At 73.2% G+C, this 11,074-nt stretch carries 11 protein-coding genes; 6 read left to right on the top strand and 5 right to left on the bottom strand.

Going from position 1 to position 11,074, the window contains the following annotated elements; all coding sequences use genetic code 11:
- Positions 1-140 precede the first annotated feature (140 nt).
- The 4 genes from D6718_13235 to D6718_13220 are packed head-to-tail and all read right to left on the bottom strand — an operon-like array spanning position 141 to position 3,459.
- On the bottom strand, positions 141-1,481 hold the full coding sequence (locus tag D6718_13235) for a replication-associated recombination protein A (GenBank protein ID RMG42941.1): 1,341 nt from the start codon (positions 1,479-1,481) through the stop codon (positions 141-143).
- A 3-nt stretch (positions 1,482-1,484) separates the two neighbouring features.
- Positions 1,485-1,727, bottom strand: coding sequence for a hypothetical protein (locus D6718_13230; protein RMG42940.1), 243 nt, complete (start codon positions 1,725-1,727; stop codon positions 1,485-1,487).
- Positions 1,724-2,752: a dihydroorotate dehydrogenase gene (locus D6718_13225; GenBank protein RMG42939.1), complete on the bottom strand. Its 1,029-nt coding sequence runs from the start codon at positions 2,750-2,752 to the stop codon at positions 1,724-1,726. The genes D6718_13230 and D6718_13225 overlap by 4 nt, the downstream gene beginning before the upstream one ends.
- Positions 2,653-3,459 carry a dihydroorotate dehydrogenase electron transfer subunit gene (locus tag D6718_13220; GenBank protein RMG42938.1) on the bottom strand — a complete coding sequence of 269 codons (807 nt, stop codon included), beginning with the start codon at positions 3,457-3,459 and terminating at the stop codon, positions 2,653-2,655. Before D6718_13220 ends, D6718_13225 begins: the two co-directional genes overlap by 100 nt.
- Positions 3,460-3,547: 88 nt before the next feature.
- Between D6718_13220 and D6718_13215 the strand changes: the two genes are divergently transcribed.
- The 6 genes from D6718_13215 (at position 3,548) to D6718_13190 (ending at position 10,127) form a co-directional block, all read left to right on the top strand.
- Entirely contained in the window at positions 3,548-5,293 is a 1,746-nt protein-coding gene (locus D6718_13215; protein ID RMG42937.1) for a hypothetical protein, read from the top strand.
- A gap of 65 nt (positions 5,294-5,358) precedes the next feature.
- A complete protein-coding gene (gene pyrR / locus D6718_13210; GenBank protein ID RMG42936.1) occupies positions 5,359-5,937 on the top strand; it encodes a bifunctional pyr operon transcriptional regulator/uracil phosphoribosyltransferase PyrR in 579 nt (192 codons plus the stop codon).
- Complete coding sequence (locus D6718_13205) at positions 5,934-6,860, top strand: aspartate carbamoyltransferase catalytic subunit (protein ID RMG42935.1); 927 nt, start codon at positions 5,934-5,936, stop codon at positions 6,858-6,860. Before pyrR ends, D6718_13205 begins: the two co-directional genes overlap by 4 nt.
- A complete protein-coding gene (locus D6718_13200; protein RMG42934.1) occupies positions 6,853-8,133 on the top strand; it encodes a dihydroorotase in 1,281 nt (426 codons plus the stop codon). The genes D6718_13205 and D6718_13200 overlap by 8 nt, the downstream gene beginning before the upstream one ends.
- Before the next feature lie 73 nt (positions 8,134-8,206).
- Positions 8,207-9,214, top strand: a complete 1,008-nt coding sequence (locus D6718_13195; protein ID RMG42933.1) for a hypothetical protein — start codon at positions 8,207-8,209, stop codon at positions 9,212-9,214.
- Between the two features lie 25 nt (positions 9,215-9,239).
- Entirely contained in the window at positions 9,240-10,127 is an 888-nt protein-coding gene (locus D6718_13190) for a phosphoribosylaminoimidazolesuccinocarboxamide synthase (protein ID RMG42932.1), read from the top strand.
- A gap of 19 nt (positions 10,128-10,146) precedes the next feature.
- On the opposite strand, the gene D6718_13185 is transcribed toward D6718_13190, so the two are convergent.
- Positions 10,147-11,074, bottom strand: a 928-nt coding sequence (locus D6718_13185) for a glycoside hydrolase family 3 protein (protein ID RMG42931.1), incomplete at its 5' end; no start/stop codon positions are given.

Genomic DNA, 11,074 nt, shown 5'->3' with positions numbered 1-11,074 from the left:
TCGAACCCCGCAACGACGCCGACGGGAGAGCGCACCATCGAGTGGGCTCTTCCCGCGAAGAGCGCCCTGGGGACCTCCGGTGGGGAACCCGGACCGAGAGCGGCCGAACGGTGGCGGGCCGAACGGTTCCCGGGACGGCGTCAGCGCCGATCCGCGTCGTCCCGCGCCCTCCGCCACCGCCGGAGCCGCTCCGCCCGCTCCTTTTCGGCCCCTTCCTGCGACGGCTCGTAGAGCCTCTCTCCGCGGAGCGGTTCCGGGAGGTACCGGTCGGGGAGGAAGTGTCCGGGCGCGTCGTGAGGGTATCGGTAGCCGCGTCCCGCTCCCAGCGCGCGCGAGAGGGGCGCATGAGCGTCGCGCAGCGCGTCGGGAATCGGCACGTTGCCGGAGCGGCGGACGAGCTCCGCCGCGCGGTCGCGAGCGACGATGACGCTGTTGGACTTCGGGGCGGTCGCCAGGTAGAGCGCCGCCTCGGCGAGCGGCAGCGACCCCTCGGGAAGGCCGAGGCGCTCGAAGGCCTGCGCCGCGGCTTCCGCCAGCACCAGCGCTCGCGGGTCGGCGAGACCGACGTCCTCGGCGGCGAAGATCACCATGCGCCGTGCGGCGAAGCGGGGGTCCACGCCCGATTCGATCATCCGCATCAGGTAGTACACCGCGGCGTCGGGATCCGAGCCGCGCATCGATTTGATGAACGCCGAGGCCAGATCGTAGTGCACGTCACCCGCACGGCCGGAGCGGAGCAGCCGGCGCTGAGCGGCGATCCGCACGTCCTCCGGCTCGATGCGGGCGCGGCCTTCCCCTTTCTTCCGCGCGAGAGCGGAGGCGGCGGCGAGTTCGAGCGTGATGAGCGCCCGGCGGCCGTCGCCGTCGGCATCGGCGATCAGGGCGGACAGCGATTCCTCGGGCAACTCGATCGGGAGCGTACCGAGCCCCCGCTCGGCGTCGTCGAGAGCCCGCTCGACGATCGTCCGGATCTCCCCCGCGCTCAGGGGGGCGAGCGTGAGCACCCGGCAGCGCGAGACGAGGGGCGCGACGACCGTGTGCGCGGGATTCTCGGTCGTCGCCCCGATCAAGGTCACGGTCCCCCTCTCCACGTGCGGGAGCAGGGCGTCCTGCTGGCCTTTGTGGAAGCGATGGATCTCGTCCACGAACAGCACGGTCGTGCGCCCGGCGGCGCGGGCCTGGCTCGCGCGATCCACGACCCGCCGCACGTCGGCGACGCCCGAGGTCACCGCCGAAAGCGCCACGAACTCGGCGCCCGCCTCCTGCGCTACCAGGCGGGCGATCGTCGTCTTGCCGGTTCCGGGCGGTCCCCAGAGGATGAGCGAGGGGAGCGTGCCGGCATCGAGCGCCCGCCGGAGGATCCCGTCGGGCCCGATCAGGTGGCGCTGGCCGACCACCTCGGCGAGCGACCGGGGCCGCATCCGCTCCGCCAAGGGAGGGCGGGCCCCGGGGCCTTTCGGTGGGAACAGCGTCCGGGTCATCGCTCATCCGCCCGCGCCGGCAGCGCGCTCGCACCGCCGGCCCACCGGGGCGGGCGGTTCGTCCGTCGGCGCCGCCGGCGAGCCCGCGCGGGCCCACACGGCCGGCCGACTCGCGGGAAGAGGCCGCCGGCGGAGCGCCCATCGGCGAGCGCGGTCCGAGCCGAGGCCCCGGGGCACGGCGGGCGGGCGCCCGCCGGCACCGTCGGGGAGGCGGCCGGGCCGGGCGGCGGGGCTCCCGAGGCTCATCCGCGCTCCGGGTGGGCGGCGCCCACCAGCTCGTTCACGTCTTCGACGCCGTGCTCGGCGCACCAGCGGGAAAGGCCGGCGACCAACCGGGCCGCGACCGAGGGATCGCCGAAGTTGGCGGTGCCCACCTGCACCGCCCGTGCCCCGGCCAGGAGAAACTCGACCACGTCGCGGACGCTGGCGATGCCCCCGATCCCGATCACCGGAACCTCCACCGCACGGGCGACCTGCCACACCATCGCGACCGCCATCGGCCGGATCGCGGGACCGGAGAGCCCCCCGGTTCCGTGCGAGAGCACGGGCCGCCGGCGCTCGATGTCGATGACCATCCCCACGAACGTGTTCACCAGCGACAGGGCATCGGCGCCGCCGGCGACCGCGGCGCGCGCCGGTTCGGTGATGTCGGTCACGTTGGGGGTGAGCTTCACCCACAGCGGCCTGTTCGTCACGTCGCGCACGGCCCGCGTCACCCGCTCCACGGCCGCGGGAGACCGGCCGATCTCGAGCCCGCCCTCGGCGACGTTCGGGCAGGACAGGTTCAGTTCGAGGGCGGCGATGCCCGGTTCCCGCTCGAGGCGCTCGGCCACCGCCACGTAGTCTTCGACGCGGTGGCCGTACACGTTGACGACGACCGCCGTGTCGCGCTCGCGCAGCGCCGGGAGCTTTTCGCGGGCGAACCGCTCGACTCCCACGTTCTGCAGCCCGATGGCGTTGAGCATTCCGCAGGGTGTCTCGACGATCCGCGGCGGCGGGTTGCCGGACCGCTCCCGGGGCGAGATCCCCTTCACGACCACCCCGCCGAGGGACGCGAGATCGAAGAACGGCTCGTACTCGAGACCGTAGCCGAACGTCCCGCTCGCGGTGAGCACCGGGTTCCGGAGAACCAGGTTCCGGCCGACGTCCACCGAGAGCCGCGGCGCGCGGTTCACAGCGCCACCTCGCGGGCGTCGAACACGGGGCCCTCGGTGCAGACGCGCGCGTATCGCTCGAAGGGCGTCGCCGGACGGCGGCGCTCGACCACGCATCCGAGGCAGACCCCGAATCCGCACGCCATCATCTCCTCCAGGGCGAGCTGGCAGGGGACGTTGCGCTCGAGGCAAAGCTCCGCCGCCGCCTTGAGCATCGGCGCCGGACCGCAGGCGTACACGACCGCCTCCCCGCCGCGTTCCAGCTCGTCGGCGAGTGCGTCCGTCACCAGCCCGCGCCGCCCGCACGACCCGTCTTCGGTCACGGGAACCACCCGGCAACGCGAGGAGAACCAGTCGAGCAGCGGCAGGTCGGCTCGCGATCGTCCGCCGTACAGAAGCGTCGCCGACGCCGCGCGCGGACCGAGCTGTTGGAGGAGCAGCGGGAACGGGGCGACCCCGATCCCCCCGGCGACGAGGAGGGCTCGGGACCCCGCTCCAGCGCCGTCCGGCGTCCAGAAGCCGCGTCCCAGGGGGCCGAGGACCGCGAGCCGGGCCCCGGGACGGAGCCGGCTGAACGCGGCGGTGGCACGCCCGAAAACCTTGTAGAGGATCTCGAAGGTCGCTGGGCCGCCCGCTTCGCTCCCCACGCGAGCCACCGAAAACGGGCGGCGCAGGAGCATCGCTCCGAGGTCCGGCAACCCGATCATCACGAACTGGCCGGCGCGCGCACTCCGGGCCAGTTCGGGCCAACGGAGCCGCATCAGATGGCAGTCGCCGCCGAGCGCCTCCTGCGCGACCACTTCCACGGACCGGTTCTCGCGCATCCTGATCTCCGCGGCGCATTATCGCCCACGCTCCGGCGCGTGCCCTGCGCCGCCGATCCCCGATAATGGCGCACCAGAAGGAGACACGATGCCGGAAAGGGCGCGCAGGAGGCGAGGGGCCGCCGCACTGTGGCTCGTGGCCGATGCCGCCGTGGCTGGCATCTTCCCCGGGCTGGCGGAAGCGCTGTTGCTCTTCGTGCTCACGCCCGACAGGCCGCTCACGCTCGGCGGCTACCTCGCTGCGCTCGTGGCGCTCTCGCCCCAGATCCTCGGCGCGTTCGTGCTCCTCGGCCCCGCCTTGGTGCTGGCCGGCCGCGCGCTCGCGGTGGGCCGTTTCACCCGGCGCGGCCTCTCGCGCCGCTACATCCTCCGCTTCGCGCTGCTCGACGCCCTCCTGATCGGAGCGGCCGCAGCGCATCAGTACCGTTCGCTCGGCGGGCTCCTCCCCCCGCAGGGGCGCGTCGCGCTGGCCCTGGTCGCCTCGTCGACCCTGGCCGCGGCCGGGGTCCTGGCCCTGTTGGCGGCTCTCGACCTCCGCCGGGAGGGGAGTGTCGGAGGGCCTTGGCTGGCTGCCGTGGCGCTGGGCTTTCTCGTGGCGCTCGGCGTGGCGGCGAGCCTCCGGCGGGTGCAATCGCCGGATCCCGTGCCGGTGGATCTCCCCGGCTTCGAGGCCGAGCGGACGCTCCTGGTGGTCGAGATGCCGGGTTGGACCGCCGCCGAGCTGGCCCGTCACGCCGACCGGGGTGACCTGCGGGCGGTCGCCCGGCTGGCCGCCACCGGAACGCTCGCCGAAGTGGCCGGCCCGCCGCCGGCCGATCCGCTCGCCCTGCACGCCACGCTGGCGACCGGCCAGCCCCCGCGGGTCCACGCGCTGTTCGGCCAGCACCGGTACCGGCCGCTGTGGGACCGGCGGTCGTTCGCCGTGCTCCCGCGGGGGCTCCTGCTCGCCCCGCTGCTGGGGACGCGGCTGTGGGTGAGGGTTCCGGTCGCGGGCGAGTCGCTCCGCGCGGTGGCGCTGCCGGGCATCGCGCGGGGCCTGGGGCTGAAAGCGGCGGTCATCGGCGATCCGCTGGCCTGGCGCGAGCCGTGGTGCGTTCCGGCGGCCCGGCTCGGCCCGGGACGGGAGATTCCGCTGCCCGGCGGAGGGTCGGTCACCTGTCCCGATCCCGGCGATCTGGCCTCGCGCTATTTCCAGACCCCTGCGGAGCGCCTTCAGGGGAGCCGGCGGCTCGCGGGCGAACTCCGGGACGCGTTCGCGGCGGACGCCTGCGCGATCGAGATCGCCGCTCGAGCTCTGGCGGCGGGGGTTCCGATCGTGCACGTCCGGCTCGCCGGGCACGGGCGGGCGGCCCTCCGGTTCGCCGGGTTCAGGCCGGAGAGCCGCGCCCGCGCCACGGGCGACCGCGAGGTGGCCGCCTATCGCCACGTGCTGCGCCGGTACCGCCACGATCTGGACGAGAGGCTGGCTCCCCTGGTGGACGAGATTCTCCGCGGGGGCGGACTGGCCGCCATCGTGTCCCCGTTCGGGGTGCGCCCCCGGCAGGATCCGCTCCGGCTGGTCGAACCGCTCCTGGGGCTCGACCGTCCCACCGCCACGCTCGCCGGTCCGGTCCCCGGCGCGCTCCTCCTCGCCGGTCCGGGGGTCGGCCGGAAGCGAGCGCCCGATCGTCCCGTCCCGCTCGTCTCGGTCCTCCCCACGCTCCTGTGGGCGCTGGGACTGCCGGTCGCCGAGGACGCGGGGGCGGTCGCGTTCGAGCTGTTCGAGCCCGAGTTCCGCGCGGCCCACCCGGTCGTCACCGTCCCGAGCTTCGACGCGAGGCGGGCCGGGCGTTGACCGGCGAAGGGCCCCGTGCTAGGAAACGCCGACCGCGGCGGGGACCGCGGGGGCGGACGGCTCCTATGACGCGAGCGAAGACGTTGATGGACGCCGCGGCCGTCGCCGCGGCGATCGAGCGGCTCGCGGGGGCGGTCCTGGCCGGAGTGGGGGAGGGGGCGGCCCTCGTCGGCATCCATACCCGCGGCATCCCCATCGCCCGGCGGATCGCCGCCCGGATCGGGGCGGCGTCCGGTGAAGCACCTCCACTCGGCGAACTCGACATCGGTTTGTATCGCGACGACGTGGCCCGAGGCCGCGAGCGGCCGGTGCTCCGGCGGACCGAGATCCGGTTCCCGCTGGACGATCGGGTGGTGGTGCTGGTCGACGACGTCCTGTTCACCGGCCGGACGATCCGTGCGGCGCTGGACGCGCTCACCGACCTCGGGCGACCGCGGGCGATCCGGCTGGGAGTGCTGGTCGATCGGGGCGGCCGCGAGCTGCCGATCCAGGCCGACTTCGTCGGCGCCACGCTCGCCGTTCCCCCCGAGCTGGCGGTGGAGGTCCGGCTCGAGGAGGTGGACGGGGGCCCCGACCGGGTGCTCGCCGTTCCCTGGGCCGATCGGCGGGCGGATGCCGCCCGACAAGAGGACCGCTCGCCATGAGCGCACCTCCGCGCCATCTCCTCGGCACCAGGGGACTTCCCGCGGAGCGCGCGCTCGAGATCCTCGAAACGGCCGAGAGCTTCCGCGAAGTCTCGCTGCGCCCGATCAAGAAGGTCCCCGCCCTGCGCGGGAAGACCGTCGTGAACCTCTTCGTCGAACCGTCCACCCGGACGCGGGTCTCGTTCGAACTGGCCGCGAAGCGGCTCTCGGCCGACGCAGTCAACCTCTCGGGAAGCGCGAGCAGCCTCCGCAAGGGGGAAACCCTCGCCGACACGGCCCGGACCCTGGAGGCGATGCACCCGGACGTGATCGTTATCCGGCACCCGGAGCCCGGGGCGGCCCACCTCCTCGCCCGCCACACGAGGGCCGCGGTGGTCAACGCCGGAGACGGCACGCACGAACACCCCACCCAGGCGCTGCTCGACGCGATGACGATCCGCCATCACTTCGGCCGGCTCGCCGGGCTGAAGGTGGTGCTCGTCGGGGACATCGCCCACAGCCGAGTCGCGCGCAGCGACATCCACCTGTTCCGGACGCTGGGGGCGGAGGTGACGGTGTGCGGGCCCCCGACCCTGATCCCCCTCGGCATCGAGGATCTCGGGGTCAGGGTCGCCTACCGGATCGAGGAAGCGGTCGAGGGCGCGGACGTGGTCATGGCGCTGCGGATGCAGCTCGAGCGGCAGCGGGGCGGGTTCGTTCCGTCGCTCGCCGAGTACTCCCGGTTGTTCGGTCTGACGGCCGAGCGGATCGAAAGGATGGCCCCGGACGGAATCGTGATGCATCCGGGCCCGATGAATCGCGGGATCGAGATCGGCGGGGAAGTGGCCGACGGACCGCGGGCGGTGATCACCGAGCAGGTCGAAAACGGCGTCGCGGTGCGGATGGCGGTGCTCTATCTCCTCGCGGGGGCTGACGGTGGATAGGCTTCTCCTCAGGGGCGCCCGGGTGGTCGATCCGGCGTCGGGACTCGACGGCGTGCGGGACGTTCTGGTCGCCGGCGGCCGCATCGTGTCGGTCGCGGCCGGCATCACCGAGCGCCCGCCGGTGACGATCGATCTCGACGGGCTCGTGCTCGCGCCCGGGTTCATCGACATGCACGTCCATCTGCGCGAACCCGGCCAGGAGCACAAGGAGACGATCGCCAGCGGCTGCGCGGCCGCGGCCGCGGGAGGGTTCACCGCGATCGCCTCGATGGCGAACACCGAGCCGGTCAACGACTGCCGCGCGGTGACCGAGATGATCCTCGCGGAGGCCCGGCGGCACGGGTCGGTCAGGGTCTACCCCGTGGGTGCGGTGTCGAAAGGGCTCGAGGGGCGGGAGCTGGCGCCGATCGGGGAAATGGTCGAAGCGGGAGCGGTGGCGGTTTCCGACGACGGCCGGCCGATCGAGGATGCTTCGCTCATGCGGCGGGCCCTCCAGTACGCGCGCCTGTTCGGGATTCCCGTGCTCGCCCACGAGGAGGACCCCTCGCTCGTGGGGGACGGGGTGGCCCACGAGGGCCCCGTGGCCGCGCGCTTGGGGCTGCCCGGCTGGCCGGCAGCAGCGGAAGACTCGATGATCGCGCGCGACCTCCTGCTCGCCGAGGACGTCGGCGGGCGGCTCCACATCCAGCACGTGACGACCGGCCGCGGCCTCGAACTCATCCGGTGGAGCCGAGCCCGGGGCGTGCCGGTGACGTGCGAGGTGACGCCGCACCATTTGACGCTCACCGACGAGGCGATCGAGGGTTTCGGGACCAACTACAAGATGAATCCGCCGTTGCGAACGGAAGAGGACCGCCGCGCGCTGGTCGGCGCACTCGCCGGGGGCGAGGTCGATGCGGTGGCCACCGATCATGCTCCGCACCACCGGGACGAGAAGGCCGTCGAGTTCCGGCAGGCGCCGTTCGGGGTCGTCGGTCTCGAAACCGCGGTGCCCGTCCTGCTCGACCGCCTCGTCCGCACCGGCGAGGTACCGCTGCCCGCGCTCGTCGCGGCGCTGTCGACGGGCCCGGCGCGGGCTCTCGGCGTGGCGGGTGGACGGATCGCCCCCGGTGAGCCGGCGGACTTCACCGTCCTGGATCTCGAGCGGGAGCGTACGGTCGAAGCGGCCGGTTTTCGGAGCCGGGCCTCGAACACGCCGTTCGAGGGGTGGTCGCTCACCGGGTGGCCGGTGATGACCGTCGTGGCGGGGCGGGTGATCCACGACTCCCGGTGAACGGGCGCTCGCGCGGCCGGATGCTACAGTTGAAGCGGGACGGCGGGACGAGCGGCAAGGAGACGTGACGACGATGCGAAAGGCCGGAATGCGGATGGCGATCGCGATCCTCCTGGCGGCCGGAACGGTGGGTGCGGCGCGGGCGGTTCCGCCGGAGCAGCCAGCGGGCCACTCCGAGCTGGAGGAGGGGGAGCGGCTGATCCGGCAGCGAGACTGGGCCGCGGCGGAGAGCTGGTTCTACCGGTTCGTCAAGGATCACCCGGACAACGCCGAGGCCCTCCGAAAGGCGGCCGTCGTCGAGCTGCGACGGCCGGGCGGAGACGTGGTCCGGGCTCGCAAGTATCTCGAGCGCGCCCTGAAGATCGAGCCGGACAATCCGGTCGGGCTGATCCTCGCGGCCAAGCTCCACGAAGTGAAGGGGGAGAAAGCGGAGACGGCGAAGATCTGCGACCGGTTGATCGAGATGGGGCCGGGGCGCTCCGATCCGGTCCGCGCGAGCGCCGTCCACATGTGCCGCTTCATCCGCGGTGTTCTGTACGAGGATGCCGGGGATTGGGATCGGGCGGTGGAACTTTTTCAGAAGGTGCTCGAGCGGGAGGTTCACCACGCCTACGCGGAGTACGAGCTGGGGCAGATCGCGTTGGCCAGGGGGAGCAAGGAGGAAGCCGCTGAGCACTTCCGGAAGGCGGTGGAGGACCTCAATCGCTGGGCCCCGATCGAGTCCTGGCTGTACCCCTCCGGCCGCTACGCCTACGTGCGCGAAAACGCCTCCTACGAGCTCGGGCGCGTGCTGACCGAGCTGGGCCGCGCCGAGGAGGCGATCGCGGTGCTCGAGCCGCTCTTCCGGCAGGTCGAGCTGCGGGACAAGTCGCGGCAGCGGCCCCAGGTGGCGCCGAAGGCCCCGGTGGAGCGCGACCCGGACGTGCGTTTCGAGAACGCTCCGTACGCCTATGCGGAGGCGCTCGCGGCGGCGGGCCGGCGCAAGGAGGCGGCGAAGATCTTCAAGGCCTTCTCCCGGATGCACCTCGGAGATCCCGAGCTGCGGCAGAAGGCCCGCTCGCGGGCGAAGCGGCTCAAGTGAGCCGCAGCCCCGCTTCGGAGGCCTGATGAACGGCCTGTCGGAGACGAGTCTTCCGGGCCTGCCCCGCGTCGGCCGTGGAAAGGTGCGGGACATCTACGACCTCGGTGACGCCCTGTTGTTCGTCTGCACCGATCGGATTTCCGCCTTCGACGTGGTGCTGCCCCAGCCGATTCCCGACAAGGGAAGAGTGCTCAACCAGCTCAGCGCCTTCTGGCTGGAATGGAGCCGTCCCCTGGTCGCCAACCACCTCGTGACCGCCAGGTTCGACGAGTTCCCCGCGGAACTCCGTCGCTTCGGGGACCAGCTCGCCGGGCGCGCGTCGATCGTTCGCAAGGCGGACATGTTTCCCGTGGAATGCGTGGCACGCGGCTACCTCGCCGGGTCCGGGTGGAAGGAGTACCGCGAGCGGGGCACGGTGTGCGGGATCGAGCTCCCGCCGGGACTTCGCGAGGCGGACCGGCTTCCGGAGCCGATCTTCACTCCGGCGACGAAAGCGGAGAGCGGGCACGACGAGAACATCCCGTTCGAGCGGATGGCCTCGCTCGTGGGCCGGGAGACCGCGGACCGGCTCCGGTCGCTCACGCTCGAGCTGTACGCGCGGGCGGCGGAGTACGCGGCGGAGCGGGGAATCATCATCGCCGACACGAAGTTCGAGTTCGGGGTGATCGACGGGCGCATCGCCCTGTGCGACGAGGCGCTGACACCGGACTCCTCGCGCTTCTGGCCGCGCGACGGCTACGAGCCCGGCCGGCCGCAGCCCTCCTACGACAAGCAGTTCGTCCGCGACTACCTGGAGACGCTGGACTGGGACAAGAAGCCTCCCGGGCCCGATCTGCCGCCGGAGATCGTCGAGGGAACCCGGCGGCGGTACATCGAGATCTTCGAGATCCTGACCGGCCGCTCGTTGGCGTGACGGACGGCCGGATCCCGACTCAGGCGAGGAACTCGCCGAGGCGGCGTGCCGCTTCGGCGGCACGCGACACGATCTCGCGGGTGGAGGCGCCGGCCGGACGGGACCGTTCGAGGAGACCCGCAAGGCGGGACAGCGCCCGCTCCGGCTGGTCCTCCGGGAGGTCGCCCCGCTCGAGGGCGCGCGCGAGAGCATCGCGGGCACGTCGCGGTGCGTCGAGATCGCGGCAGAAAAGAACCAGGTCGGCCCCGGCGCGGAGGGCGCGCAAGGCCCGCTCTCCCGGTGAGGGCCACGCCCGCAGGGCACCCATCGTGAGGTCGTCGGTGATCACCAGACCCTCGTACCGGCACCGCTCGCGCAGCCAACCCGTCACGAGGCGCTCGCTGAAGGTCGCGGGCAGCGGATCGCCGGGATCGACGGCCGGGTACCAGGCGTGGGCGATCATCACGAGGGGTGACCGTGCCGCGAGTTCGCGGAACGGGCGCGCGTGCCGGTCCCACAGGCGGTCCGCGGCGGCCTCGCAGACCGCCAGGGACTCGTGGGTGTCGGTCTCCGTCTCCCCGAGACCCGGGAAGTGCTTGAGGCAGCCGGCGACGCCCGCGGCGGCAAGGCCGGCGAGGACGGCTCCGGCCGCCGCGGCGACCCGTCCCGGCTCGGCCCCGAACGCGCGCGGACCGATCCCGTTGGACCCGTCCCCTTCGTCCAGGTCGACCACCGGTGCGAAGTCGATGTCGAACCCGAGGGCGGCGAGGACGTCTCCCACCCCGCGCCAGACCCGCTCGAGCCGCTCGGTCGGCCAGGCGGCCTGGATGCGCGCGGCCGGCAGCCGGGCCAGCGCCGGATCCAAGTGCGCGAGCCGGTTGACGGGGCCCCCCTCCAGGTCGACCGCGAGCGCCGGCGGCTCCGGACAGACCTCTCGGACCCCCAGGATCAGCTCCACGAGCTGGGAG

This window comes from Acidobacteriota bacterium (assembly GCA_003696075.1).
Lineage (GTDB): Bacteria > Acidobacteriota > Polarisedimenticolia > J045 > J045 > J045.
Note: the sequence above shows the minus strand (reverse complement) of the source record. Positions and strands in the feature narration are given on the sequence as shown.

Bases quoted from the DNA above. Each gene is read 5' to 3' on its own strand.
- D6718_13235 (RMG42941.1), bottom strand. From the start codon at position 1,481: ATGACCCGGACGCTGTTCCCACCGAAAGGCCCCGGGGCCCGCCCTCCC.
- D6718_13205 (RMG42935.1), top strand. From the start codon at position 5,934: ATGAGCGCACCTCCGCGCCATCTCCTCGGCACCAGGGGACTTCCCGCG.
- pyrR (RMG42936.1), top strand. From the start codon at position 5,359: ATGACGCGAGCGAAGACGTTGATGGACGCCGCGGCCGTCGCCGCGGCG.
- D6718_13220 (RMG42938.1), bottom strand. From the start codon at position 3,459: ATGCGCGAGAACCGGTCCGTGGAAGTGGTCGCGCAGGAGGCGCTCGGC.
- D6718_13195 (RMG42933.1), top strand. From the start codon at position 8,207: ATGCGAAAGGCCGGAATGCGGATGGCGATCGCGATCCTCCTGGCGGCC.
- D6718_13225 (RMG42939.1), bottom strand. From the start codon at position 2,752: ATGCGTGGTCGAGCGCCGCCGTCCGGCGACGCCCTTCGAGCGATACGC.
- D6718_13215 (RMG42937.1), top strand. From the start codon at position 3,548: ATGCCGGAAAGGGCGCGCAGGAGGCGAGGGGCCGCCGCACTGTGGCTC.
- D6718_13190 (RMG42932.1), top strand. From the start codon at position 9,240: ATGAACGGCCTGTCGGAGACGAGTCTTCCGGGCCTGCCCCGCGTCGGC.
- D6718_13230 (RMG42940.1), bottom strand. From the start codon at position 1,727: ATGAGCCTCGGGAGCCCCGCCGCCCGGCCCGGCCGCCTCCCCGACGGT.